Below are 26,402 nucleotides of genomic sequence, written 5' to 3'. Positions count from 1 at the left end.
CGAGCCCTCCTGGATCGCGACTGTTCTGAGTCACTCTCAGGTTAGGCACTTCGACGCTGAAGCGACAGGAGCGGATCAGGGCCGTCCGGGCGCCCGCGGCGGCAGCCCGGCGAGGCGGCCGAGCGCGGAGCGGTAACTCGGTACGCGCGGGTAGGAGCTATGGGTGTCGACGGAGCCCACGTAGCCGCTCGCATCCACCTCTTCGGCGAAGACGTCACGCGAATTTCGGCCGGTCGAGCGGGCGGGGAAGCCCAGGTAGTCCGTCGCCCGCCAGAGGCTGACCCATTCGTGGACCGGCACGCCGGTCGGGGTCGTGCCCACGGGCGGAGGCTGCTCGTCGACCTGGTCGCCGGCAGTCCCGCCGGCGTTCGCGCTGGCGTCGGCCAGATCCCGCGCCCAGGGATCCCGGCTCCACAACCGCGGCGCGCGGCAGGGCACGGCGTCGATCACACGGGGTCCGAGGATCTCGGGGAAGAACCGGCCGAAGTAGGGCCGCAACTGCACGCCGAAGGTGAGCAGCGAGACCTGCTTCTCGTACTCCGCCCCGCGCGGGAAGTTGCGCAGCATGAACAGGGCCGCGACGGCGACGACCGCCCCCATGCTGTGCGCCACGAGCACGACGCTGCGCCGGCGCGGGGGATCGCCCGCCGCATCCAGGTCGAGCCACCACGAGAGGCGTCGGGCCACCTCGGGCACGGCCCGTTCGGTGTAGCACGGCGCTCCGAGCGGGTGCCCAGCCCGGGGAAGGAAGCAGGCCAGGTCCCACACGATGCCGAGCGGGCGCACGGTCTTGGACCCGCCGAAGACGAGAGCGGCGACCACGAGCAGCCCGATCGCCGCCCAGGCGAGCAGGCCCGCATCGATGAAGAGCGAGAAGCCGCGCGTGACGGCCGCCACGACCCGCGGTCGGATGCCATCGAACGCCGCCGCCGGGAGTGCTCCGAATGCGCTCCACACGAGCGTGACGATGATGGCGGCGCCCGCACCGATGCAGAGCACGGTCAGGAGGGGTTCCACGAGGTGGAACCGCGCGGCGGCCGCGCGCTTGCGCCGGCGCTCTCCACTCAGGAGCTGCTCGATGTCGGTGCGTGCCCCGACGGTCCGTGCGGCATCCGCCTGTGCTCCTGTGGCGGTCGAGACACCCCCGACGAACTCCTTCACGCGCGGGTCCACATCGCGGCGGCGCACAAGGGCGACGGCGATGAAGAGGACCGCGACGACGAGGGCTCCGAGCAGGAACGCCAGGAACCACGGATAGAAGGCGCCGAGCGTCAGCGGCGGCGGGCATCCCGAGGGCGAGCAGGCGGCCTTGGATGCAGCGGCGGCGCTCCCGGTTGCGGCGAGGGCCTGCGCACCGGGCGATCCGTTCAGCCAGTCACCCACCAGCACGTTCACCAGGCTCGACCAGATGAGGCCGACGACCAGGCCGAGCAGCAGGAAGACGGCGGGTGCGAACCCGTGCCACGCCCGATAGCGACGCCCGCTCACCCGGAAGAACATCGTGACGATGAGCAGGGCGACGGCCAGCGCCACCGTGCAGGTGAGAACGACATTGAAGGCGGCGCGCATGCGCACGTTGCCGATGAGCATGTCGGGATGGCTGAGCAGTGCGACGATGCCGAAGGCATACGCCGCCAGCGCTACGAGTAGCGCGATCTCCCCGGCCGGAATCTTGTGCGCGGCGGGGCGAGGTCGGCGCTCGAAGGGCATCGAGTCGGTGCGGAACGCCACGACGGCCGCGACGAGCATGGCCGCAGAGGCGACCACCACGACCGCGACGCCCCACAGCATCCGCTCGTCCCATGGCGAGCCGTCGGCGCTCCAGACGGCGAGTCCGCACAGAAGCGCCACGGCTCCGACGCCCAGGGCGATGTTGGCCAGCGCGAGCCGGTTGGTCTCGCGGCGGCTCTCCCAGAACCGCGGCTGGGCGAGCAGCGGTTCGCTCTCGTTGAGGGCGCGGGCCTCGATGGCGATGCGCCCGGCGACGCTGTAGCGCAGCCTGCTGACCGTGGAGACGATGTAGACGGCGACGAGAACCAGGATCGGAACGGCCGAGTACGCGGCGATGCGGCGGGCATCGCCCCAGCCCTCGAAGACGCGGAGCACATCCGGCAGCGCCGTGCACTGCATCACGCCGTGCCCGTAGCACTGCACAGCGAGAAGGTCCATGGCGACCGAGGCGAACGCGAGGGTGAGCAGCACGGTGAGAAGGGCACAGTAGACGCGCACGATGCCCGCTCGAACGGATTGCGCGCGGTGGCGGTGCGGCAGTTCCCATGCCCACATGCCCGCGTTGGCGATGCTGAAGGGCAGCACGAGGGTCCAGCAGGCACGCGCCATTACGGCGAGTATGGCGCCGCCCGGCCCGGAGCCCGGGGGAGTGGTGCGCACCATGCCGCCCCAGGAATACGCCTCGCGGTGGATGCCGTCGGGCACGCTGCCCCGCGGCGGCTCGCTCGGGTCGACCACGCCGCGGCTGCCCTCGCCGAGTTCCTGCACGCTGCGGCCGCTCTCGAGCGCGCTCGCCGTAGGATGCCAGAAACTGCCGAGCGGATCGCCCATCGCGAACTCCGCCTGCTCACGCGGAAGGTCGAGCATCTCGAACGGCGGCATGTTCTGCACTCCATGGATGCGGAGCTCCAGAACCGGCTCGCCACCTGCGGCATTCGTTGCCATGGGAGCGCCCTCTCGGGTCGTGTCGGTGTTGCCCGCGATGCTACGCGCGCCTCGGGCCGCGCCGACACGGGGTCAGCCCTGAGGTCGCAGCCGCTCGATGAGCGCGATCGCGTCGAAGGGCGCCCGCACCTTGATGTCGTTGTCGAAGTAGACGTACACGTCGCGGCCGGCATCCAGGTGCCCGCGGCACCAGCCCTCCCACCGGTCCAGCCCCTCCTCGTCGTACCCCGACGCGTAGAGCTCCTTGTCGCCGTGCAGCCGGGCGTAGCCGAAGTCGGCGGTCGTCTCGTCGATGTAGGGCCACTTGCCTGCCGTGTCTGCGGCAACGGATGACACGTTGTGGCTTCGCAGCAGCTGCGCCCATTCGGGCGTCTCGAAGCTCGTGCTGCGCACCTCGAAGGCGTAGCGCAACGGCCGCTCCTCGTGCACGTCGAACCACTTCCTGCCCTCCATGCGCTCGTCGTGGCGCGCCGCGAGGGCCCGGGCATCCGTCGTCGTGCGCGGCAGGCGGGAGAGGAAGGCGTCGAGCACGACGGGGTCGAAGCGGAATGTGGCCGGCAGCTGCCACAGGATGGGGCCGAGCTTCTCGCCGAAGGCGAGTATTCCGCTCGCGAAGAAGTTCGCCAAGGGAGCCTCGATGTCGACCAGTCGCTTGATATGGCTGATGAACCGGGGCCCTTTCACGGCGAACAGGAAGTCGCCCGGCACCTCGTCGCGCCACTTCACCCAGCTCGTCGGCCGCTGCAGCGAGTAGAACGATCCGTTGATCTCGATGGAGCTCACGCGACGGGATGCGTACTCGAGCTCCCGCTTCTGCACGAGCCCCTTCGGGTAGAACACCCCGCGCCACGGCCTGTAGGTCCAGCCGGAGATGCCGATGTACGCGCGCGCCATTGCTCTATGCAAGCATCCGGGCGCCCGATGAGCGACCCCCTCTCATAGAGACCGCATAGCGGCTATGCAGGTCCCACGAACGCCTGCTTGGCAGCATGAAGCATGCTCATCAGCCCAACCGACCGCCGCGCGGCGCTGCTCGCGCCGGCGACGGCCGCGCGTAAGCGGCGCCGCAGGGTCGATGTGCTGCAGGTGCTCGCCATCCTGTCGGTCGCCGTCGTGGTCGCGCTGTTCCTCGCCGACCGTGGCCTGGAGATCGCCTCGCCGGCCGAGGGCCTGGACCAGCTCGGCATCCTGTGCGGTCTGGTCGGCACCGACCTTCTGCTTCTCATGCTCCTGTTGGCCGCGCGCCTGCCCATCATCGATCGCGCCTTCGGGCACGACAGGGCGATGGTGCTGCACGCGAAGCTCGGCAAGCCCGCGTTGCTGCTGCTGATCGCCCACGCGGGCCTGCTGCTCGTCGGATACGCGATCACGGATGGCGCAGACCTGGTCGCCGAGAGCTTCGCACTGTCCGCCGTTCCCGACATGCCCCTCGCTTTCCTGGGTCTCGCCGCCCTCATCGCCGTTGTCGTGACGTCGCTCGTCATCGTGCGCCGGCGCTTGCGCTTCGAGGTCTGGCACCTCGTGCACCTGCTCGCGTACGCCGGGGCGCTCGCCGCGGTTCCGCACCAGTTCAGCGTCGGCGGGCTCTTCGCCGAGGGCACCCTGCAGCGCTGGTACTGGATCGTGCTCTACGTCGCCGTTGCCCTGTCACTGCTCCTGTTCCGCTTCGCCCTGCCGGTGTACCGATCCCTCCGGCACGGGCTTCGGGTGAGCGCGGTGCGAGTGACCCACGGCGTGGCCGACATCCGGATGCGCGGCCGCGCCCTCGCCGCACTTCGGGCACGGGGTGGGCAGTTCCTCGTCTGGCGCTTCTGGACGGCCGGCCTGTGGTGGCAGGCGCATCCGTACTCCCTCAGCTCCATCGGCACGCACGAAGTGCGTATCTCGGTGCGTGCCCTCGGCACCGGGTCTGCCGCGCTCGCCGCCCTCCGGCCGGGCACCCGCGTGAGCGTCGAGGGCCCCTACGGCATCTTCACGGAGCATGCCCGTACCCGCGAGTCGGTGCTCTACCTGGCTGCCGGTATCGGCACCGCACCTCTTCGCGCCCTCATCGAGGAAGCCGTGTTCGTGCCGTGGAAAGCTGCGTTCATCATCCGAGCCGGAAGCCTCGAGCAGGTCTACCTGCTCGATGAGATCACCGAGCTCTGCCGGCGAAAGGGCATCACCCTCTACCTCGACCTCGGCCACCGTGATGCCGGTTCGGCTTCGTGGCTCAGCGGCGCATCCGTCGCCGCAGGCTACGATCTGCGCAGCTACGCGCCCTGGGTCGGCGACGCCGACGTCTTCGTCTGCGGACCCCGCCGCTGGACGGATGCCATCGTGCACGAGGCGAGCGCGATCGGCCTGAAGAGCGAGCAGGTTCACTACGAGAGGTTCGACTGGTGAGGGCGCGCGTGATCGTCATCTCCGGTGTCGCCTCGGCCGCCGTGCTCGGGTGGGGCTGGCAGGCCGGGCACACGGAAGCGGCAGCCTCCGGAGCGACCACCCTGTCGGCCCCCGCACCGGTCAGCCCCGATGCGACCACGCCGGCCGCTGCATCACCGTCTGCGACCGACGCGCCCGCGACTCCGACCCCAGCGGAGCCGACGCCCGCCGATCCGACGCCGGCGGAGCCGACGCCCGCGGCCGCGACCGCGGCATCCGGCACCTTCGATGGCACGGCCGTCGAGACCCGCTTCGGCACGGTGCAGGTGCGGGTGAGCGTGAGCGATGGCAGCATCACCGACGTCACGGCCCTTCACCTGACCGATCGCGAGTCGCGGTCGGTCGCCATCAGCAACCAGGCGGCGCCCATCCTGCGTTCCGAGGTCATGCAGGCGCAGTCCGCGTCGGTCGACACGGTGAGCGGCGCGACCTACACGAGCGAGGCCTACCTGCAGTCGTTGCAGTCCGCTCTCGACGCCGCCGGATTCACCGGATGATGGGGCGCGCACCGACCGGATCGATGCGTCGATGCGTCTTCCCGACGATGGGAACGGTCGCCTCGCTCCTGCACGACGGCGGCGAAAGGGTCGAGACTGCCGTGCAGCGGCTCTTCGAGCACGACGACGCCCTCTTCAGCCTGTACCGGGATGACTCGGAACTCTCCCGTGTGGCCCGAGGAGAGATGTCCCTCGCACAGACCAGCGCACCCGTGCGTGAAGCGTACGGCACCGCGCTGCATTGGAGCGCCGCGACGGACGGCTGGTTCACGCCGCACCGCGCCGACGGAGTCCTCGATCTGAACGGGGTCGTGAAGGCGCTCTCGATGCAGCGGGCGGCTGATGCCCTCGACGAGGCCGGGGCGCGGAACTGGTGCCTCAACGTGGGCGGAGACGTGCTCGTCGGCGCAGCGGCATCCGTTGGTCGGCCGTGGCGCGCGGGAATCGTGGATCCCGAGGACCGGAGCGCGCTCCTGACCGAGGTGGTGCTCGCCGGGGACCTGCGGGCGCTCGCGACCTCGGGCACGGCCGAACGCGGAGAGCACCTGTGGGGTCGATCGGGCGCGGCAGGCGCGTCGCTGCGCCAGGTCTCGGTGCTCGCCCCCGACATCCTCACGGCCGACGTCTGCGCCACCTGGCTCTGCGCTGCCGGTGAAGGCGCGATCGATGAGGCGTGCCGTCGCTGGCCCATCGAGGTGCTGGCGGCGGATGCGGCGGGCCGGCTCACTGCGAGTGCCGGCTTCCGTGCGCGGTTCGAGGGCGCCGGACGGGAAGAGTAGAGTTCTTAGGGCCCCCAATTCTCTCGATGTCGAGAGACTTCGAGTTGGAGCGGCCAACCCACACCCCGAGAATCAAGCGGCAGACGCTCAGTGCGGATTGGAAGTACAGCGTGGATCTTTACGAGTACCAGGCCAGAGACCTGTTCGAGAAATACGAGGTCCCGGTGCTCCCGGGCATCATCGCGGACACGCCCGAAGAGGTGCGTGCTGCTGCGGAGAAGCTCGGCGGCGTGGTGGTCGTCAAGGCGCAGGTCAAGGTCGGTGGCCGTGGCAAGGCCGGCGGCGTCAAGGTCGCCAAGACGCCCGACGAGGCCGAAGAGGCCGCGAAGGCGATTCTCGGACTCGACATCAAGGGCCACGTCGTCAAGCGCGTGATGGTCGCCGGCGGCGCCCGCATCGCCCAGGAGTACTACTTCTCCGTTCTGCTGGACCGCGCCAACCGGTCCTACCTCTCGCTCTCGAGCTTCGAGGGCGGCATGGAGATCGAGCAGCTCGCCGTCGAGAAGCCCGAAGCACTCGCCCGCATCGAGGTCGACCCCGGTGCCGGGCTCGACCTGGAGAAGGCCAAGGAGATCGCGGTCGCGGCCAAGTTCCCGGCCGAGATCATCGACAAGGTCGCCCCCGTGTTCGTCAAGCTCTACGAGGTCTACACCGCAGAGGACGCGACGCTCGTCGAGGTGAACCCGCTCGTGCTCACCGAGGAAGGCGAGATCATCGCCCTCGACGGCAAGGTCACGCTCGACGAGAACGCCGACTTCCGCCACCCCGACCACGAGGCGCTCGAAGACAAGTCGGCGGCCGACCCGCTCGAGGCCAAGGCCAAGGCGGCCAACCTCAACTACGTCAAGCTCGACGGCGAGGTCGGCATCATCGGCAACGGTGCCGGACTGGTCATGTCGACCCTGGATGTCGTCGCCTACGCCGGTGAGAAGCACGCTGGCGTGAAGCCGGCCAACTTCCTCGACATCGGCGGCGGAGCCTCCGCCGAGGTCATGGCGGCCGGACTCGACGTGATCCTCGGCGACGAGCAGGTCAAGTCGGTCTTCGTGAACGTCTTCGGCGGCATCACCGCCTGCGACGCCGTGGCCAACGGCATCGTCGGAGCGCTCGAGACGCTCGGCGAGCACGCCGACAAGCCGCTCGTCGTGCGCCTCGACGGCAACAACGTCGAGGAGGGCCGTCGCATCCTCAACGACTACAACCACCCGCTCGTCACGCTCGCCGCCACCATGGACGAAGGCGCCGACAAGGCCGCCGAACTGGCGAACGCCTAAGCCCCGACGCAAGGACAGGATTCAGTAAGAATGTCGATCTTCCTCAACAAAGACTCCAAGGTCATCGTCCAGGGCATCACCGGCGGCGAGGGCACCAAGCACACCGCTCTCATGCTCAAGGCCGGCACCCAGGTCGTCGGCGGCGTGAACGCCCGCAAGGCCGGCACCACGGTCACGCATGGCGACGTGGAGCTCCCCGTCTTCGGCACAGTCGTCGAGGCCGTCGAGAACACGGGCGCCGACGTCTCGATCATCTTCGTTCCGCCGGCCTTCGCCAAGGATGCGATGATCGAGGCCATCGACGCCGGCATCCCGCTGCTCGTCGTGATCACCGAGGGCATTCCGGTGCAGGACTCGGCCGAGGCCTGGGCGCACGCGAAGGCCAAGGGCAACACGACGCGCATCATCGGACCGAACTGCCCCGGCATCATCACGCCCGGCGAGTCGCTCGTCGGCATCACGCCCGCGACGATCACCGGCAAGGGACCGATCGGCCTCGTGTCGAAGTCGGGCACCCTGACCTACCAGATGATGTACGAGCTGCGCGACCTCGGCTTCTCGACCGCCATCGGCATCGGCGGCGACCCCATCATCGGCACCACGCACATCGACGCCCTCGCGGCCTTCGAGGCCGACCCCGAGACGAAGGCGATCGTCATGATCGGCGAGATCGGTGGAGACGCCGAGGAGCGGGCAGCCGACTTCATCAAGGCCAACGTGACCAAGCCCGTCGTCGGCTACGTCGCCGGCTTCACGGCGCCCGAGGGCAAGACCATGGGCCACGCCGGGGCCATCGTCTCGGGCTCCGCGGGCACCGCGCAGGCCAAGCAGGAGGCCCTCGAGGCCGCCGGCGTCAAGGTCGGCAAGACCCCGAGCGAGACCGCCCGCCTCATGCGCGAGGTGCTCGCCTCCCTGTAGCCGACAGCATCCGCACACCGAAGCCCGCTCCCGCCACGGGGGCGGGCTTCGGCGCTAGTGTGGGCGTCATGGCTCGGATGACGAATTCTCAGCTGGAGGGCGAGCTGGAACGTCTCGCCGCAGAGAACGCCCTGCTGCGCATCCAGTGGCAGCAGACCGAGGAGCGACTGAGCGCCGAGAACGACCGGTTGCAGCGCGAACGCGACGAGGCGATCCAGCTCGCCGCGACCCAGCCGATCGAGCCGCTCGCGCAAGCGGCGGCCGTGCGCGTCCGCCAGGCCAGAACGAGCCGGTGGTGGACGGTGCTCTCGGTCGCCTGCATCCTCATCGGGCTCATCCTCGCGCCGGTGGCCCTCGTGGGTTCGTGGGCGAAGACGCAGCTGACCGACACGGATGCCTTCGTCGCGACCTTCGCACCCCTTGCCGAAGACCCGGCGGTGCAGGCCTTCATCTCCGACCAGGTCGTCGCGGCCATCGACGAGCAGGTCGACATCCCAGCCCTCACCGACGCCGTCTTCGACGGCATCGAACAGCTCGGTCTGCCCCCACGCGCCGCCGACGCGCTCAACCTGCTCCGCCAGCCGGCCACGGCCGGCCTGCAATCCCTCGTCAGCCGCATCGTGAACGACATCGTCACCTCCGACGCGTTCGCCGACATCTGGTCGCAGGCGCTGCGGGTGAGCCACGACCAGTTGATGCTGACCATGCAGGGCGATGAGAACGCGGCCGTCAGCATCGGCGCGAACGGCGAGATCGGCGTGCAGTTGGGCCCCATCATCGCCGAGGTCAAGCAACGGCTCGTGGATCGAGGCATCGCGTTCGCCGCGAACATCCCGGCCGTCGACAAGACCGTCGTCATCGCGAAGTCCGACACCACGACCCTCGTGCAGGTCGCGTACGCCATCTCGGTCGCCGTCGGAACGTGGCTGCCCTGGGTGACGCTCGCGTTCCTCGTGGTGGGCGTGCTCGCCGCCCGCCGTCGCATCCGCGGACTGCTCGGGGCCAGCATCGGCCTCGGGCTCGTCATGATCGCCGTGGCGAGCGGCATCGCGATCGGCAAGGTCGTGTTCGTGGCCCTCACCGCCAAGAGCGTGCTGCCGGCCGATGCCGCCGGCGTCATCTACTCCCAGCTGACCGCGTTCATCGCCTCGAGTGCCGTTGCAGTCGCCGTGCTCGCCATCACCGTCGCCGTCGTCACCTGGCTCGCCGGCCCCTACCGCGCTCCCCGCGCGTTGCGCTCCCTCTTCACCAGCTGGTTCGCGAGGGCCCGCCGCACGGCGGATGCGCACGGCGTGACGACCGGACGCTTCGGCCGCTGGCTGTACGCCCAGCGGGTCGTCGTGCGGGTCGTCGTCGTGATTGCCGCGGCAGCCGTGGTGCTGTTCGTGCGACCCCTTTCGGCGCCGCTCATCATCTGGACCGCGGTTCTGGCCATCGTCGTGCTCGGCATCAGCGAACTGCTGCAGCGACCGGCATCCGAGGCTCTCGCCGACCCCAGCCCGGACACCCCGAGCATCGTGGCGTGAACGCGGGCATCCGCCGGGTATCGTTCCTGACGGATGAACCGCACAACCACCGCACTGCTCGCCGGGCTCGAGGCGCTGATCACGATCGCCATCGGCATCGCGGTGCCGCTCGTGCCCCTCACCGTGCTGTGGGCGACGACCTTCGCCATGGGCCCCGACTGGTTCGGCTTCTGGCGCGCCGCGGTCGACATCTGGCTGCTCGGTCACGGAGTCGACCTCATGGTGCAGCTGCCGAGCGCCCTCGCCGTCGCCACCGGCCTTCCGGGGGCGGAGGCCGCCTTCCCGGTCAGCATCGCCCTGCTCGGCTTCAGCGTGCTCACGATCGCCATGGGCGTGCGGGTCGGGCGCCGCAGCGCCCTCGGCGGATCGCGCGTGCTCGGCGTGCTCGTCTCGGCGGTCGTCTTCGGCGCGCTGAGCGCCCTCGTGCTCGCGACGGCAGGCGAGCAGGTGGCACGACCCTCGCACCTGCAGGCGCTGACCCTTCCCGCCCTCGTATACCTGCTCTCGGCGATCGCCGGGTCGGAGTGGGCCATCCACCGCCTCCCCGACGGAGGACGGGATGCCCTGGCCGCCTGGGAGCGAGCGCTTCTGGAGCGTTGGCCCCGGCAGCTGCGCGCAGCGCTCGCGAGTGTGGCGCGCGGGGCGAGCGCCGCTGTCGCCGGACTCGTCGGCGTGGCATCCGTCGCCGTCGCGATGTGCCTCGTGCTCTCCTACTCCACGGTCATCGGGCTGTACGAGGCCCTGCACGCCGGCGCCGCGGGCGGAGCCGCCCTCACCCTGCTGCAGGCGTCGCTGCTGCCGAACGCCATCATCTGGGCACTCTCGTGGATCGTGGGGCCGGGCTTCGCGCTCGGGGCCGCAACCTCGGTCTCGCCGGCGGGAACCACACTCGGCTCCCTTCCCGGCCTGCCGCTGTTCGGCGCGCTTCCCCAGGGCACTCCCGCCATCGGCTGGCTCGGGGTGCTCATCCCCATCGTCCTGGGCGCGGCGGCGGGGTGGAGCTGCCGGCGGCGCATCGACAATGACGCACCGCTGTGGCAGCCGGCGGCGGTCGGCGCCGGAATCGGCGTCGTCACCGGCATCGCCCTGGTCGTGCTGGCCTGGTTCTCGGGCGGCGCGCTCGGTCCCGGCCGGCTGGCGAGCGTCGGGCCGGATCCCCTGCTCGTCGGCGCCTTCGCCGCGCTCGAGGTCGGGGCGCCGGCGATCATCGCGGCGGTGCTCGGCGTGCTGGGCCGACGGATGTCGGTTCCGGGGAATGCGCCCGCGCCCGAGGGGCACGCCGAGACCGTCGGGCGGACTCAGGCGAGCCGGTAGGCTCGAACCCGTGCTGTCGCTCGTCGTGCTCATCTCCGGTGGCGGATCGAACCTGCGGGCGCTGCTCGAGGCTTCGCAGGACGCCGAGTTCCCCGCCCGCGTCGTCGCGATCGGTGCCGACCGCGATGCCGATGGGCTGGCCCTCGGTGAGCAGTACGGCATCCCCACCTTCACCGTGGCCTACCCGGCATACCCCGACCGCGAGACGTGGGGCGACGCCCTGCTCGAACAGGTGCGGCAATGGCAGCCCGACCTCGTCGTGCTCTCGGGGCTCATGCGCCTGCTGCCGCCCCGCGTCGTGCAGGCGCTCTCGCCGCGGCTCATCAACACCCATCCCGCATACCTGCCGGAGTTCCCCGGAGCGCACGGGGTGCGCGACGCGCTCGCCGCGGGCGTCGCGCAGACCGGCGCCTCGCTCATCGTCGTCGACGACAGCGTCGACGGCGGCCCGATCATCGCTCAGGAGCGGGTGCCGGTTCACCCCGGCGACACCGAGGCCACCCTGCACGAGCGCATCAAGCCCGTCGAGCGCCGCCTGCTCATCCAGGCCGTTCTCGACATCGCCAACTCCGACGTCTCCCTGGAGGAATTGACCCGATGAGCGGCCCCCGCCACGACCCCAGCCTCTACCGCGAACACGACGTCGTGCCCATCCGCCGGGCACTGCTCTCGGTGAGCGACAAGAGCGGACTGCTCGAACTCGCCGCGGCCCTCGTCGGCCAGGGCGTCGAGCTCGTCTCGACCGGCACGACGGCCGCGACCATCCGCGATGCCGGATTCGACGTGACCGACGTGGCAAGCGTCACCGGCTTCTCCGAAGCCCTCGACGGCCGCGTCAAGACACTGCACCCCGCCATCCACGCCGGCCTCCTGGCCGATCTGCGGCTGGAGCACCACGAGTCCGAGCTCATCGAGCTCGGCATCTCGCCGTTCGAGCTCGTGGTGGTCAACCTCTACCCGTTCGTCCAGACGGTCGCCTCGGGAGCGACGGACGTCGACGTCATCGAGCAGATCGACATCGGCGGGCCGGCCATGGTGCGCGCATCGGCGAAGAACCACGCCAACGTGGCCATCGTGATCGACCCCTCGCGCTATCCGGAGATCATCGACGCCGTGGCCACCGGGGGCACCACCCTCGCCCAACGCCGCGCGCTCGCCCTCGACGCCTTCCGCCACACCGCCGGGTACGACGTCGCCGTGGCGTCGTGGCTCGGCTCCGCAGTCTCTCACGACGACGAGGGAACCGGATTCCCCGGCTGGGTCGGTGGCACCTGGACGCGCCAGCAGTCGCTGCGGTACGGCGAGAACGCCCACCAGGGTGCCGCGCTGTACTCCTCGACGCGCGGCCGGGGCATCGCGCAGGCCGAGCAGCTGAACGGCAAGGAGATGTCGTACAACAACTACGTCGACGCCGATGCCGCCGTGCGCGCCGCCTTCGACTTCGCCGAGCCGGCCGTCGCCATCATCAAGCACGCCAATCCCTGCGGCATCGCCGTGGCCGCTTCCGATGCGACGGATGCCATCGCCTCGGCGCACGAGCGCGCGCACGCCTGCGATCCGGTCTCGGCGTACGGCGGAGTGATCGCCGCCAACCGCACGGTGACGCGGGCGATGGCCGAGACGGTCGCGGGCATCTTCACCGAGGTTCTCATCGCGCCCGACTTCGAGCCGGACGCGCTCGAGGTGCTGCTGGCCAAGAAGAACCTGCGCGTGCTGCGCCTGCCCGCCGACTTCGAGAGCACGCAGGTGGAGATCAAGCAGGTCTCAGGGGGCCTGCTGATGCAGCGCGCCGACCACCACTTCGCCCCGTTCTCGGACTGGACGCTCGTCGCCGGCGAACCGGCCGACGAGGCCACGGCGGCCGACCTCGCGTTCGCGTGGACGGCCTGCCGCGCCGTGAAGTCGAACGCCATCCTGCTCGCGTCGGGCGGAGCATCCGTCGGCGTCGGCATGGGACAGGTGAACCGCGTGGACTCCTGCCGGCTGGCCGTCTCGCGCGCCGGCGAGCGTGCGGCGGGGTCCGTCGCGGCCTCCGATGCCTTCTTCCCCTTCGCCGACGGAGCGCAGATCCTCATCGACGGCGGCGTTCGGGCGATCGTGCAGCCGGGAGGCTCCATTCGAGACGATGAGGTCATCGCCGCAGCGAAGGCAGCCGGCGTCACGATGTACTTCACCGGAGAGCGCCACTTCTTCCACTGAGCGGCGCCGGCCGCTATGCGGTGAGCCGGGCGGTTGAGGCGCCTGTTCGATCGGTGCGCCCGGGGGGCGGGACCGGACTTCGACCACCGAAGCAGTCCCGCTCTGAGATGTCTCTGAGGATGCCCGCGCCGTCAGCGCCGACGGCGTGGCTGACCGGCGCGCGGCATCCGCAGGATGATGCGCGTGCCGCGAGGCCCCGTGCTCGCCACGTGCGCCGTGCCGCCGAAGCGCTCGACGGTGTCGCGAACAAGGGCGAGGCCGATGCCGAATCCGGGCCGGCCGCCGGCATCCGTTCCGCGCGCGAACCGATCGAAGCTCGCGTTCGGCTCGAGACCCCGGATACCCGTGCCGTGATCGAGCACCGACAGTTCGACGGCACCCGCGGTCGCGGTGAGGGCGACCTCGACGGTCGCGCCGGCGGGCGAGAACTTGAGGGCGTTGTCGAGCAGCGCGACGACGCACCGGTGGATGCCCACAGCGGGCATATCGACGTGGAGCGCGTCGTTCGCGTCGAAGTGGATCGCAACGCCGCGCTCGCTGGCGAGCAGCCGCATCGAGTCGACCGCGAGTTCGACGACCGGGTTCGCGAGAACGGGGTCGGTCGAACCCGGCTGCTGGTCGGCGGCCTCGAGCAGGTCGTCGACGATGTGCACCAAGGTGGCCGTGTCGCGGCGCAGTTCGGCGATCGTCGTCATCGTCGGGTCGCTGGCGGCGGTGCGCCTCTCGAGCTGCTGCAGCCGGGCGTCGAGCACCGCGAGCGGAGTGCGCAGTTCGTGGCTGGCATTGGCCACGAAGGAACGCTGCAGGCGCAGTGCCTGCCCGAGCGGGCGTACGGCACGACGGGTGAGGAACCAGCTCAGCGCCGCAGCGAGGGCCACCGCGGCGAGGCCGATGATGATCGCACCCTCGAGGATGTCGATGCCGCCGATGTCGATGGTGGCCTCGCGCTGGCTGAACAGTCGGTTCGGGTCGATGCGATTCAGCACGAAGGCGAAGGCGGCGACGACGACGCAGAGAAAGAGCACGGTCGTGGCGATCGCGATCTGCAGACCGACCGTGAGCGATGCGCGTCGTACCGCTCGCTCGTCGGGGTCATCGGAGAGCGCCTGCCTCATAGCTGCCCCAACCGGTAGCCGCGGCCGCGGACCGTCGTGATCATGTCGGGGTCGGTCTTGCGACGAAGGTAGTGGACATACGTGTCGACGGTGCCCGGTTGGTCTGTCTCGTCGAAGACGGTGCGCAGGATTTCCTTTCGAGAGAAGGTGTGCTGGGGATGCGCGGCGAGCAGCCGTAGCAACTCGTTCTCGCGCGCCGTGAGGATGCCGCGGCCGTCGTAGGGCGAGTAGATGGCGCGGCTCTCGGGGTAGTACTCCCACGAGCCGATGCGGATGAAGGGCCCCTCGCCGGAGTACACGCGACGGATGGCGCGAAGTCGGGCGAAGAGCTCGTCGAACTCGAAGGGCTTCACGAGGTAGTCGTTCGCGCCGGCATCCAGTCCCCGCACCTTGTCGTGAAGGGTGCCGAGCGCGGTGAGCAGCAGCATCGGCGTGCTCAACCCGGCCTTTCTCAGCGACTCGACGACATCGATGCCGTCGGCGCCCGGGAGTCGGCGGTCCACGACCAGAACGTCGAAGTCCGACGCGCGTGCCGCCTCCAATCCGCTGGCGGCATCGACGCGGAGCGTGACGGTGTAGACCTCCTCGAGCACATCGCGCATCAGGGGACCGAGCTGCGCGTCGTCTTCGATGAGCAGCAGCCGCGGGCGCGGGTCGGTCATCTCCTGCTCCTTTCCGCGATCTCCCATCAGGATTGCGGAACGCTCCGCTGAAGTCGACTCCGAGACTGCATCAGCCCCACGCCTGCGACGATGAGCACCGCCCCGACGGCGCTGACGGGCAACGGCCCGAGCGCGAGCCCTCCCCGCGCGTGACCGACCGAGAGCCAGTCGGCGACCGACGCGCCAAGGGGGCGGGTGAGCACGTAGGCCCACCAGAACGCCGCCGTCGCGGGCAGCTTCAGCCGGTAGCCGATTCCAGGCATCGCGAACAGCACAGCGAACAGCACGGCCGATCCGAGGTAGCCGAGCGAGAAGGTGGTCGCCGTCAGGTCGCCGAGAGCGGTGCCTAATGCGAAGGTCGCGAGCACCGTGGCCCAATAGAACAGCTCGCGCCGATTCGAGGTGATCGCGTGCACCGACAGCGTCTTCTCACTCGTCCACCAGGCGCCGAAGATGGCTGCGAGCGTTGCGGCGAAGACGATCGAGGAGAGCAGGTAGGGAACATCGAGCACGATGTGGGTGACGTCGGCGACCATCGTGCCGAACACGGCCACCACGCTCACGAACAACCAGTACCGCCACGCGACGTAACGCTTGGCCGAGAACTGGATGCCGAAGCAGGCCGCGAAGACGAGAGCGGCCAGCAGAACGACGACGACGGGCTCGTACGCCTTCACCAGGAAGTCGGAGAAGGTCTCGCCCACGCCGGTGGTCAGCAGTTTGACGATCCAGAACAGCGCGCTCAGCTCGGGAACGCGTTGCAGGCCGGCGTGCGCCGGCCGCGCCCCGGCCGACTCGAGGCGCGATCCGGCGAGTGGTCTAGGCGGCATGGGAGCGCCCCCGCATCCGTCGCACGAGTGCCGTCCCCACGACCGGCGCCACCGAGACGACGATGATGCCGAGCGAGATCCACTCGATGTTCGCGGCCACCCACGGAATGGAGCCGAGGAAGTATCCGGCTGCGCTCAGGAGGATCGCCCAGGCGAGACCGCCGATCGCATTCCAGAGGCTGAAGGTGCGATGCGGCAGGGTCGAGGCGCCCATGGCCGGAGAGATGAAGGTGCGCACCACCGGAACGAACCGGGCGAGCACGATCGCTCCCCGACCCCATCGCGCGAAGAAGGAATCCGCCTCGTCGAGGTAGCGCGTCTTGAACAGCCGTGCATCCGGTCGGAACAGGCGCCGGCCGAACCGTCGCCCGATCATGAAACCGACCTCGGCCCCGATGATCGCGCACCCCGCTGCGATCAGGACCATCACGAGCAGCGGCACGTGCAGCGGCGCCGCGATGAGGGCGGCGGCGAAGACCAGGCTGTCGCCGGGAAGGAAGGGGAAGAGCAGTCCATTCTCGATGAACACCATCGCGCCGATGGCGACGAGGGCGATCGGTCCAAGGGAGACCAGGGCAGAGGTGAGATCCACTCCGCAAGAGTGGCGGCGAATCTCTAATCTTCCTCCCAGAAATCAGCGCTCCTCCCTCGGTCGTCTTCGGGCGCCTGCGGGTAACCTTGGAGGCGGCGCACACCCCGCGCCGCACCCAGGCTGCCCACGAAGCAGCACAGAAGGAGACTCAACGATGACTCTCATCGAGCACGAACGCGCGACCACCCCGACCACCGGCACCGCCCACCACTCCGCGCCGGCCGGCATCGTCGCCACTCCCGCCGAGACACCGCTTAGCGGTTCCGCTCCGGCCCACCCCCGCCCCGACCTCGACCACGAGCGCGTGCTCGTCGTCACCGGCCGGCGCTCCGGGCTCGTGATCGTCGTCGCCGTGCATTCCACCCGGCTGGGCCAGGCCCTCGGCGGCTGCCGGTTCTGGCACTACGACTCCTGGACAGACGGGCTCGATGATGCGCTGCGCCTGTCCAGGGCGATGACCCTCAAGAACGCCACCGCGGGCCTGGCCCGAGGCGGAGGCAAGGCCGTCATCGTCATCCCGACCGGTACCGTGCTCACCGAGGAGGGCAGGCAGGCGGCCATGCTCGACCTCGGTGACGCCGTCGAGAGCCTCGACGGCGCCTACATGACCGCCGAGGATGTCGGCACGAGTGCGCCGCTCATGGCCATCGTCGCGCTGCGCACCCGGCATGTCTGCGGGCTTCCCGCCGAGCAGGGCGGAGTGGGGGAGCCGGCTGATGCCACGGCCACCGGCGTTCACGCCGCCGTGCGGGCGACGCTCGACTCCCTCTTCGGCAGTGCGGAGGTGAACGGGCGGCACATCGTGATCTCCGGGCTCGGTCAGGTCGGATCCCGGCTCGCCCGTGCCCTCGTCGAGAGCGGCGCCCGCCTCACCGTGACCGACATCGACCCCGCGAAGCGCCGGCTCGCCGACGAGCTCGGCGCCCGCTGGAGCGAGCCGGCCGCCGCCCTCACGACGCCCGCCGACCTGCTCGTGCCGTGCGGCCTCGGCGGCGTGGTCACCGACCAGGTCATCGACCGGCTTCGGGTGGCGGGTGTCGTCGGCGCCGCGAACAACCAGCTGGCTAACAGATCGGGTGCGCGCCGCCTCGCCGACCGCGGCATCCTCTGGGCGCCGGACTTCATCGCGAACGCCGGCGGCGTCATCTACCTCGACGGCGCATCCGGCTCCGACCCCGCGTCGGCGGAGCAGATCGCGGAACGGCTCGAGGGCATCGGCGAGACGCTCACGGGCATCTTCGCCGCCGCGAAGCAGGGCGGCACGACGACGCTCGAGGAGGCCGAGCGGCTCGCACGAGAGCGGCTGGCCGCTCACCCGGCGAGCGCGTCGCCCTCAGCAGACTCATAGCCGAGGGCGGACGGGCGGGAAAGGCCTGCACGGTAGGGTCGCAGTCATGACTTTCGCCAGTGCAGCCACCCGCCCGCCCACCCCTGTGAAGCCCGACGCCGGCCGGAGGATCGCGGCCGGCGTGCTCTCCGCGCTCGTGGTCGCGGTCGTCGCGCTCGTCATCACGAGCCTGGTCTTCTTCATCAGCAGCCAGCAGGCGACGGCCGCGTTCGTGAGCGCGCTCAACTTCTTCGTGCTGCCCGCGGTCGTCACGGCGATCCTCCTCGCCGTCTTCAATGCACTCGGGGCGACCCGGTGGTGGCTGCCCGCCCTGGCAGGCGGACTCGGAGCCGCCATCATCGGCGCCGTGGTCGGGTCGCTGCTCTCGGTCGCGACCTCGGGCACCGCACTGTCCGGTCCCATCGTCGGCCAGGTGTTCGCGAGCCTGGTCAGCTTCAACCTCATCTTCGTGATCACCGTCACCCTCGCCGAGGTCGGCATCGGCCGCCCGCTCTACCGTGCCATCGTCGGCTATCGCCAGTCCACGGATGCCGGCATGCGTCGCATCGCCCTCGTCCGCGCGCCCGCAGGCAACCTCTCCGAAGGACTGCTCACCCACCGCGAGCCGAGCGCGGTCGACACCGCCCTCGCCGACGAGCAGTGGGACAACTACTGCGCCGCTCTCGCCGCCGAGGGCTGGGACGTGGTCGAGGTGGAGCCGGCTCCCGAACTCGCCGACTCCGTCTTCGTGGAGGATGCCGTGGTGCTCTTCGGCGACACCGCCGTCATCGCGAGCCCCGGCGCCGAGTCACGCCGTGAGGAGATCATCGGCGCAGAGGCGGCCGTGCGCGGCATCCCGGGCATCCGCGTCGAGCGCGTCGAGGCTCCGGGTACGCTCGACGGCGGCGATGTGCTCAAGGTCGGCTCGACCGTCTACGTCGGCCGCTCGACGCGCACGAACGCGGAGGGCATCCGCCAGCTGCGCGTGCTGCTCGCGCCGCTCGGCTACACCGTCGTCGCCGTGCCGCTGACGGATGCGCTGCACCTGAAGAGCGCTGCGACCGCCCTCCCCGACGGCACGGTCATCGGCTACCGTCCGCTGCTCGCCGATGCCGGTGTCTTCGACCGCTTCATCGACGCTCCGGAGGCCGCGGGAGCCGCCGTGGTCGAATTGGCGCCCGACACGGTTTTGATGTCGGCGGCCGCTCCGGTCACGGCCGGACTGCTGGCCGACCTCGGCTACCGCGTGGTCACCGTCGACATCTCCGAGTTCGAGAAGCTCGAGGGCTGCGTCACCTGCCTCAGCGTGCGCGTGCGCTGAGCACCCGTCCGTCGTGCAGCTCGATCACCCGATCGGCGCGCGCGACGAGCAGTGTGTCGTGGGTCGAGACGACGGCCGCGATGCCGCGTTCGCGCACGAGGCCCGCGATGAGGTCCATCACGGTGCCGGCCGTCGAGCTGTCGAGCTGGGCGGTCGGCTCGTCGGCCAGCAGCACTCCGGGTTCGGTCACCAGAGCACGCGCGATGCCGACCCGCTGCTGTTGACCGCCCGAGAGCTCGCCCGGCCGCTGGGCGCCGTGCTCGGCGAGGCCCACAGCGGCGAGGGCCTGTGCGACCCGTGCGTCGCGAAGGCGCCCGTCCATGCGGGCGAGCCGGAGCGGCACCTCGACGTTCTCCGCCGCTGAGAGCACCGGGATCAGGCCGAAGCTCTGGAAGATGTAGGCCAACCGGGTGCGTCTCAGATCGCCGAGCGCATCCTCGTCGAGCGTGCCCAGCTCGACGCCCTCGACGAAGACCTGGCCACCCGTCGGCGTGTCGAGGCCGCCGAGCAGGTTGAGCAGGGTCGTCTTGCCCGCTCCGGATGGACCGCGCACGACGACGAGCTCACCGGCGGCCACCTCGAGGGTGACGTCGTCGCACGCGCGCACCTCTGCCGAGGAGCTCGCGTAAATGCGCGTCAGACCCACCGCACGCAGGATCGGTCTCATCGCTGCTCCTCCGTGGATGGGTCGGCGCCGGGCTGGAGGTCCGCCGCATCCACCGCATCCGCCGCGTGCCGACGCCGCGCCCGCGCCGGGGCCGGGGCACCCTGGCTCTGCCCCTGGCCTGGCCACACCCCGACGTGATCGCTCTCGAGTGCGAGCCGCACCCTGTCCCGCAAGGCCAGCGTGCTCACGAACTCCTGCGGCAGCTGCAACCTGCCGACCCGGTCGAGCACGGCGAACTCCTCGGCGACGGCGCTCTCCCGGCCGTGCTCGTCGGTATGCCTGCTGCGCAGCACCTCGGTCGAGGTGCGCCCATCGCGGATCTGGACGGTGCGCGCGACGTGCTCCGAGACCGCCGGGTCGTGGGTCACGATGAGGGTCGTCACCCCAAGTCGGGCGTTGACGGTGCGCATGGCCTCGAGCACCGCGACGGAGGTGGCCTCGTCGAGCTCACCGGTCGGCTCGTCCGCGAGCAGCACCCGCGGTTCGTTGGCGATCGCGACGGCGATGGCGATGCGCTGCTGCTCGCCGCCCGAGCACTGCGCAGGCCGGCGGTCGGCGCAGGAGCCGACCTCGAGCGCCGTCAGCACCTCGTGCACGCGCGCGGCACGGTCGCCGCGATGACCGGCGATCGCGAGCACCGCCGCGACGTTCTCGGCGGCGGTCAGGTAGGGCAGCAGGTTTCGGGCCGTCTGCTGCCAGATGAAGCCGACGCTACGGCGCTGGAAGCGCACCCGCTCCTTCCGGCCCATGGTGAGCAGGTCGTGACCGGCGACGTGCGCCACGCCAGCGGTCGGCGTGTCCAGGCCCGAGAGGATGCCGAGCAGCGTCGACTTGCCGGAACCGGACGCACCGACGAGGGCGACGAGTTCGCCGCGGTCCAGTCGCAGGTTCAGCCCCTGCAGTGCCTGCACCTCCACGCCCTGCGCGGTGAAGATGCGCACGACGTCGGAGCAGTAAACGTCGGCGTCGTTCGGCGGGTTCGCGCTCACGGTACTCATCATTCCTCCACGGTCCTCAGAACGGCGGCCGCCTGCACCCGCCTCGACGAGGCGAGGGCGACGAGCGTGAACAAAGCGGTCAGCGCGATGAACCCGGCGACGAAGCCGATGCTCAATGCGGGGTCGATCACGAAAGCAGGCCGGCTGCGTCCGCCGGTGAAGCTGCTCACGTCCACGCCGGTGAGCAGGACGAGCGCGAGCAGCAGCCCGAGGGAGGCGCCGACCACGACAGCCGCAACAGCGGGCGGCCCGATCTCCCACCACGCGAGTGCCCGGGTCTCGCGCCGGCGGGCGCCGAGCATGCGCAGCAGGGCGCCGACCCGCTCCCGGGCGGATGCGCCGAGCAGGAGCGTCATCACGACGCTGAGCGCACTGAGCAGGCCCGATACGGCGATGGCGCCGACCAGCGCCGCCTGCAGCCCCGCGCTCGAGGGGTTGCCGGCCAAGGCCTTCTCGACGCCGGCGGGCGTGTCGATCGTGGGCTCGTCTCCGACGATCGCGCGGATGCCGGATTCGAGGGCGTCGGTGTCTGCATCCGGGTCCAGGCGCAGGAGTACGGTGCGAGTGGCCGGTACCTCGGTCGCGAACTGCGAGGCTGCGGTGTCCGCGACCACCACCCAGTTCGCGCGGGTGCTCAGCGGCGTGGTGTCGCGCTGCTCGCCCACGTGCACCGGCGTTCCGTTCAACGTCGCCTGCTTCGCGGACGCCACGAGGCTCGACACGGGGCGTGAGGCGATCACCGAGACAGGCGAACCGGCGCGCAGCGCATCCGGCGGCACCGCCTGCGTGCGACCACGCTGCACCGCGGCGAGCTTCGCCGCGTCGACGACGATGATGGCGGTGTTCGTGCGTCGACCGTCGACGTCGAGGATGGCGTCGATGGGCCCGGATGCCGTGGCAGCGGCCTGCACGCCGGGCAGTTGCGCGATGGCATCGGTCTGCTCGATGGCGAGCGACGCCCCGCTGACCCTCATGTCGGCACCCACCGTCTGGGCCGCCGTTTCGAGGACGCCGGTGCGCAGGGTCGCGAGCACGACGCCGCTCGAGACGGCGACCGAGACTCCGACGACAAGCGCGAAGACCGGCACGAGACCCGTCGCGCGCTCGCGCAGTGCGCGGATCGGGCCGAGGAACGGGGTCAGAGCCGGGCCGGAGCGTCCCCGGGCGGCCAGCAGGCGCAGCGGCAGCGGGTAGATGCGCAGGGTGAGCAGGCAGGCCACGATCGCGAGCAGCAGGGGCACCGAGGCCAGCAGCGGATCGACGCCGATGGCCGCGGCTCCCACGCCGCGCTGGGAGAGCGCGATCGTCGCCGCGGCCGCCAGGGCCACGAGCACGCCTTCCGCGACGAGCCGCAGGCCACTGCGTCGGCCGCCGACGTCCGCCCGCCCGCTCCGCTCGGCCGCGCGCGGAGCCGAGAGGGCGAGCAGCGCGATCGGCAGTGCGGCCACCAGCACGGCGGGCACCAGGCTCGCCGCGGTGAGACCGCCAGGGGTGAGTGCCACGCCGATGAGCGCTCCCACGGCTGCCCCGGGCACCGCGGCACACGCGCCCTCCAGGCCGAGGAGCCGGCGCAGCTGACCGGCGGATGCGCCCCGCGCGGCGAGCAGTCGCAGCGCGGGGCGGCGTCCCTCCGCCACGACGCGACTGCCGAGCAGCAGCACGGCCGCCATGACGCCCAGCGGACCGGATGCGGTCATGGCGACCACGGCATCCGTGGTGGCGGAACGGGAGAGGGAGCTCTGGATGGCGTCGTCCGCCCGCGAGCTGTAGGCCAGGGGCGACGACCAGAATTCGGCGCGCTCGACGGCGACCCCCGTCGGCGAGCTCTCGAACCGGCGCAACTGGTCGAGCAGCTGCGCGGCCTGGCCGGCTTCGAGGGTGTCGGCGTCGAGCGGGAACCAGGTCTGCAGTCGCGGCGCAGCAGGCAATTGCAGAAGTCGGGCGAGCATGCCGGGGCTCACCAGCCCGGTGCCGGTGTAGATCGGATCGCCCAGGCCCTCCTGCACGACGGTCGGCCTCAGCAGTTCGCCGCTGTGCGACCAGTACGCGTCCGAGACGTCGATGGGCTCGTAGAGTCCGCTCAGGCGCACGGGCACGCTCGCGCCGGGGCTCGTCAGCACCGTGCGCACCTCGCCGAGCCCCCAGCCCATCGCCTCCGCGCTCGCCGCAGGAAGCGAGAGCTCGATCTCGGTCTCGGAGACGGCAGGTGCGACGCCCTCGATGTACCGCACGTGCGCGTCGGCACGGGGATCGTATCCGAACCGCAGTGCCGCGTGCGGCCCGCTGCCCGGGTGGAGCACGGGCAGGGAATCGAGGGCGAGCAGGTACTCCGGAGCCTCGAGCGCCGACCGCAGGGGAGTGGGCAGGGCGCTCCGGATGCCCAGCACCTGCTCGTCGAAGCCGCCCCATGCGGCGTCGTCCTGTTCGGTGAACCGGGGCTGGGCGGCCGGCGCTGCCGGCGGGATTCCGAGAACCGAGGCGACCGGGTCGCGCAGTTGCGGTTGCATCGCACCCACCTCGAAGCGCAGGGCCGAGGTGTGCAGGCTGGCGAGCGCTCGGGGAGCCGCCGTGAGGATGGCGGCGAGCACGAGGACGAGCAGCGCGACGGTGAGGGCACCGAGCGGATGGGCGCGCAGGTGACGGGCGAGGAGGGCCGGCGGGGAGAGGTGGGACCGGGGCGTCATTCGGGGGCCTCCGGCTGGGCGTGCTGCGCCTGCGCCCGCACCGTGAGGGCGGTGGAGAGCACGAGCGCGGCCACGGCGAGCACGATGACGCCGACGAGGACTCCGAGCGTGCCGACATCGAACGTCACGGCGAGCGATGGCGCGGGATCGACGACGGCGGCGCCGACGAGCGAGGGCACGGTGAGCACGACCGCCGTCCCGCCGACGAGGGCTCCGGCGATGACCGCACCGCCGAGCGCTCCGCCGAGTTCGGCGGCGCGTGCACCCGCCTGCGCCATCGGGCGCACCCCGACGGCGCGCAGAACGGCGACCTCCGATCGACGGCGTGCCGCCATGGCGACGGCGATCGCCGCGACCGCCGCAAGGGCGAAGGCGGCCGCCGTCCCCACGCCGGTCCAGAGGATGCCGACGGCCGGCGCGGCGATCCTGGTCGCCCGGCTCGGCACGGCGGCCGTCGCGAGGGCACCGCCTCCGATGGCGTGCTGGAGTCGCTTGGCGACCGTGACGGGGTGAACCGCACTGGCCCAGACCTCGTTCGTCGGGGCGGCCGTCTCGTTCGTGCGCAGCAGCGCGTCGTCCAAGGTCGGCAACGACGCGATGACGGCGAGGTCGGTCTCGGCCCCCGGCACCGTGGGCGTCACGCCGGCGACGAGGATGGTCGTCGCCCGCACGACGCCGTCGAACTGGACATCGACCCGGTCGCCGCGGGCGAGTCCGAGACGATCGGCCAGCGCGCGCGAGACGACGGCGGGAACCGGGACGGCATCGCCCGGTGTCGCCATGAGGCGGTCCACGGGTTCCAGCGACGAGACGGTCATGCCCTGCTCCGGAACGGCGAGATCCTCGCTGCCGGCGATGCGGGTGAGGGCGACGGCCACATCGGCCTGCCCCGCGCCCTCCGTGAGTTCGGCATCCACTGCCAGCAGCCGCTGTTCGCCGTTCGAGGGGAGGGCCGCAGACAGCGTTGCGTCCGCCCCGACCGCAGCGGTGCCGAGGGGGAGCCGGGCCAGTGCTCCGTCGTCGTCCATGATCCAGGCGCTGACGAGGAGGGTGCCGCGCGGTTCGGTCGCGCTCGAGTGCAGTCCGACGGTGAACTCCGTCGCGTCGGGGCCGAGCGGCTGGCCCGGAACCTCCCCGGTGAGCGTCGCGCCGATGCCGGCGGTGTCGACGGTTCCTCCCACGGTGTCCAGCACCGCCATGCGATCCGCGTCGATCGCGATGAGGCTCGCCGGGTCGGAGCTGATCCTCAGTTCCGCGCTCGCCACCGGAGCCGCCTCCCCGACGCCGGGTTCGCTTCGCGCCGACGCGAGGGCGGCGCTCGCCGGTGATTCCTCGCCGAGGCGTACCCGCACTTCGGCGCCGTTGGACTGCTGGGCCGACGCGGATGCGCGATCGGCCCACGACGAGGCATAGCCCGAGGCGAAGACCGTGGCGCCGACGGCGAGGGAGACGGCGACGACGGCGAGCTGGTAGACGGCGCTCTCGCGGGCGAGGTGGCGTGCGGCGAGCGCGAATCCCAGCCCGCGGCGGCTGGCCGCCATCCGCTCGACGACGAGGGCGATCGGCCGCGCGGCGAGGCAGAGCAGCAGGGCGGCAGCCAGCAGGGCGAGAACCGGCGCGAGCACGGCCAGTCCGTCCACGTGAACGACTCCTGCGGCATCCGGTACGAGCGTCGTTCCGTACTGGAGGAGTTGCGCCGTCGTCACCACGGCGCCGATGGTGGCGACCGCGGCCAGGGCGATCAGCGTGCCGGATGCCGCGCCGCGGAACCGCGGTGCGCGCGCGTCGCCGGCGACGGCGAGGGGAAGCGCGACGAGGGCGATGAGCACCACCCCGGCGACCAGGGGGAGAGCGGGGAGGTACGCACCGCCGGCCAGGAATCCGATCGCGGCGGTCGGCAGCGCGAGGATCGCGCCCTCCACGACGGCGAGTGCCCGCCGCTGTGCGGGACTGAGGCCCCGGGCGGCCAGCAGTCGCACCTCGCCGCTCCGCGCGAGACCCAGGAGCCGCGCGATCTCCGCGACGGCCAGTGCGGTGAAGACTCCGACGAACAGAAGCGGGATCGGAGCGACGGACGCGAGTGCGAGCGAGCCGCGCACCGCCGAGTCGAGGGTCGAGAGCAGGCCGCCGCTGATACTCGCCGTCGCGCCCGACGAGGTGGCCGCCTCGAGGCTCTCGGGCAGGCGGCCGAGCTCGCCGCTCAGCGCGCGGGCCCCATCGGCGGTGGCGGGCGCGGGTGCCGTGATCACCCACACCGCGGCATCCTCCGTGTCGGTCCGTGCCACTTCGCCGTGCTGCACCACCTGCCTCACGGTCGCACGCACGGCCCGTTCGGCCGCGGCGTCGTCGTCGGCGTCGCCGGTGCGGTTCACGCTGACGCGCAGCACGGCGCTCTCGCCCTGGGCGCCGGCCACGAGGGAGCGCACTCCCATGGCTTCAGTCGTGTGCAGGGCGTTCGCGACGAGGGTCAGGGCGAGCGCGGCGAGCAGGCAGACCAGCGCCAGGGCGACGGCGAGCGGCCAGCGGGCACGGGTGCGTGCCGCCAGGAGTACCGCAGTGTGCACCCCACCCCCTCGCTCGCGTTCTGCCAGCATAGGTG

General features: G+C 71.2%; 21 protein-coding genes. 11 read left to right on the top strand and 10 right to left on the bottom strand.

What is annotated here, in order from left to right; genetic code table 11:
• Window positions 1-75: 75 nt before the first annotated feature.
• Together WDJ51_RS06470 and WDJ51_RS06465 are read right to left on the bottom strand one after the other, a co-directional pair.
• On the bottom strand, window positions 76-2,676 hold the full coding sequence (locus tag WDJ51_RS06470) for a hypothetical protein (RefSeq protein ID WP_337851619.1): 2,601 nt from the start codon (window positions 2,674-2,676) through the stop codon (window positions 76-78).
• Window positions 2,677-2,748: 72 nt separating this feature from the next.
• The gene (locus tag WDJ51_RS06465) at window positions 2,749-3,570 is read right to left on the bottom strand and encodes a DUF72 domain-containing protein (RefSeq protein ID WP_337851618.1); all 822 of its coding nucleotides are present in this window, start codon (window positions 3,568-3,570) and stop codon (window positions 2,749-2,751) included.
• Window positions 3,571-3,672: 102 nt separating this feature from the next.
• Between WDJ51_RS06465 and WDJ51_RS06460 the strand changes: the two genes are divergently transcribed.
• The 9 genes from WDJ51_RS06460 to purH all read left to right on the top strand — a co-directional run bounded on the left by WDJ51_RS06460 (window position 3,673) and on the right by purH (window position 13,607).
• On the top strand, window positions 3,673-5,061 hold the full coding sequence (locus WDJ51_RS06460; protein ID WP_337851617.1) for a ferredoxin reductase family protein: 1,389 nt from the start codon (window positions 3,673-3,675) through the stop codon (window positions 5,059-5,061).
• Window positions 5,058-5,597, top strand: coding sequence for an FMN-binding protein (locus tag WDJ51_RS06455; RefSeq protein WP_337851616.1), 540 nt, complete (start codon window positions 5,058-5,060; stop codon window positions 5,595-5,597). Before WDJ51_RS06460 ends, WDJ51_RS06455 begins: the two co-directional genes overlap by 4 nt.
• Window positions 5,594-6,376: an FAD:protein FMN transferase gene (locus tag WDJ51_RS06450; protein WP_337851615.1), complete on the top strand. Its 783-nt coding sequence runs from the start codon at window positions 5,594-5,596 to the stop codon at window positions 6,374-6,376. Before WDJ51_RS06455 ends, WDJ51_RS06450 begins: the two co-directional genes overlap by 4 nt.
• A 110-nt stretch (window positions 6,377-6,486) precedes the next feature.
• Window positions 6,487-7,650, top strand: a complete 1,164-nt coding sequence (sucC, locus tag WDJ51_RS06445; RefSeq protein WP_337851745.1) for an ADP-forming succinate--CoA ligase subunit beta — start codon at window positions 6,487-6,489, stop codon at window positions 7,648-7,650.
• A 30-nt stretch (window positions 7,651-7,680) separates the two neighbouring features.
• Window positions 7,681-8,568, top strand: coding sequence for a succinate--CoA ligase subunit alpha (gene sucD, locus WDJ51_RS06440; protein ID WP_337851614.1), 888 nt, complete (start codon window positions 7,681-7,683; stop codon window positions 8,566-8,568).
• Between the two features lie 77 nt (window positions 8,569-8,645).
• Window positions 8,646-10,094: a hypothetical protein gene (locus WDJ51_RS06435; protein ID WP_337851613.1), complete on the top strand. Its 1,449-nt coding sequence runs from the start codon at window positions 8,646-8,648 to the stop codon at window positions 10,092-10,094.
• 33 nt (window positions 10,095-10,127) lie between these two features.
• Complete coding sequence (locus WDJ51_RS06430; RefSeq protein WP_337851612.1) at window positions 10,128-11,408, top strand: cell division protein PerM; 1,281 nt, start codon at window positions 10,128-10,130, stop codon at window positions 11,406-11,408.
• 10 nt (window positions 11,409-11,418) lie between these two features.
• Window positions 11,419-12,009: a phosphoribosylglycinamide formyltransferase gene (gene purN, locus WDJ51_RS06425; protein WP_337851611.1), complete on the top strand. Its 591-nt coding sequence runs from the start codon at window positions 11,419-11,421 to the stop codon at window positions 12,007-12,009.
• Complete coding sequence (gene purH, locus WDJ51_RS06420) at window positions 12,006-13,607, top strand: bifunctional phosphoribosylaminoimidazolecarboxamide formyltransferase/IMP cyclohydrolase (RefSeq protein WP_337851610.1); 1,602 nt, start codon at window positions 12,006-12,008, stop codon at window positions 13,605-13,607. The genes purN and purH overlap by 4 nt, the downstream gene beginning before the upstream one ends.
• Window positions 13,608-13,738: 131 nt before the next feature.
• On the opposite strand, the gene WDJ51_RS06415 is transcribed toward purH, so the two are convergent.
• From WDJ51_RS06415 to WDJ51_RS06400, 4 genes are read right to left on the bottom strand one after another with little or no spacing between them, the layout of a single operon-like run.
• Window positions 13,739-14,722, bottom strand: coding sequence for a sensor histidine kinase (locus WDJ51_RS06415; RefSeq protein WP_337851609.1), 984 nt, complete (start codon window positions 14,720-14,722; stop codon window positions 13,739-13,741).
• Window positions 14,719-15,384: a response regulator transcription factor gene (locus WDJ51_RS06410; protein ID WP_337851608.1), complete on the bottom strand. Its 666-nt coding sequence runs from the start codon at window positions 15,382-15,384 to the stop codon at window positions 14,719-14,721. Before WDJ51_RS06410 ends, WDJ51_RS06415 begins: the two co-directional genes overlap by 4 nt.
• Window positions 15,385-15,410: 26 nt before the next feature.
• Window positions 15,411-16,214, bottom strand: a complete 804-nt coding sequence (locus WDJ51_RS06405) for a COG4705 family protein (RefSeq protein ID WP_337851607.1) — start codon at window positions 16,212-16,214, stop codon at window positions 15,411-15,413.
• Entirely contained in the window at window positions 16,204-16,806 is a 603-nt protein-coding gene (locus WDJ51_RS06400; protein WP_337851606.1) for a VTT domain-containing protein, read from the bottom strand. Before WDJ51_RS06400 ends, WDJ51_RS06405 begins: the two co-directional genes overlap by 11 nt.
• A 154-nt stretch (window positions 16,807-16,960) precedes the next feature.
• On the opposite strand from WDJ51_RS06400, the gene WDJ51_RS06395 reads away from it, so the two are divergent.
• Together WDJ51_RS06395 and ddaH are read left to right on the top strand one after the other, a co-directional pair.
• A complete protein-coding gene (locus WDJ51_RS06395; protein ID WP_337851605.1) occupies window positions 16,961-18,154 on the top strand; it encodes a Glu/Leu/Phe/Val dehydrogenase family protein in 1,194 nt (397 codons plus the stop codon).
• A gap of 46 nt (window positions 18,155-18,200) precedes the next feature.
• The gene (gene ddaH, locus WDJ51_RS06390) at window positions 18,201-19,454 is read left to right on the top strand and encodes a dimethylargininase (RefSeq protein ID WP_337851604.1); all 1,254 of its coding nucleotides are present in this window, start codon (window positions 18,201-18,203) and stop codon (window positions 19,452-19,454) included.
• On the opposite strand, the gene WDJ51_RS06385 is transcribed toward ddaH, so the two are convergent.
• The 4 genes from WDJ51_RS06385 to WDJ51_RS06370 are packed head-to-tail and all read right to left on the bottom strand — an operon-like array spanning window position 19,435 to window position 26,367.
• Complete coding sequence (locus tag WDJ51_RS06385; RefSeq protein WP_337851603.1) at window positions 19,435-20,121, bottom strand: ABC transporter ATP-binding protein; 687 nt, start codon at window positions 20,119-20,121, stop codon at window positions 19,435-19,437. The two genes, ddaH and WDJ51_RS06385, sit on opposite strands and share 20 nt — an antisense overlap.
• Entirely contained in the window at window positions 20,118-21,119 is a 1,002-nt protein-coding gene (locus WDJ51_RS06380) for an ABC transporter ATP-binding protein (protein WP_337851744.1), read from the bottom strand. The genes WDJ51_RS06385 and WDJ51_RS06380 overlap by 4 nt, the downstream gene beginning before the upstream one ends.
• Window positions 21,119-23,803, bottom strand: coding sequence for an FtsX-like permease family protein (locus WDJ51_RS06375; RefSeq protein WP_337851602.1), 2,685 nt, complete (start codon window positions 23,801-23,803; stop codon window positions 21,119-21,121). The genes WDJ51_RS06380 and WDJ51_RS06375 overlap by 1 nt, the downstream gene beginning before the upstream one ends.
• Window positions 23,800-26,367: a hypothetical protein gene (locus WDJ51_RS06370; RefSeq protein WP_337851601.1), complete on the bottom strand. Its 2,568-nt coding sequence runs from the start codon at window positions 26,365-26,367 to the stop codon at window positions 23,800-23,802. Before WDJ51_RS06370 ends, WDJ51_RS06375 begins: the two co-directional genes overlap by 4 nt.
• Between the last annotated feature and the right edge of the window lie 35 nt (window positions 26,368-26,402).

Source organism: Rathayibacter sp. YIM 133350 (assembly GCF_037404875.1).
Lineage (GTDB): Bacteria > Actinomycetota > Actinomycetes > Actinomycetales > Microbacteriaceae > Orlajensenia.
The sequence above is the reverse complement of the archived record's forward strand: the minus strand, read 5'-3'. Positions and strand labels throughout refer to the sequence as shown.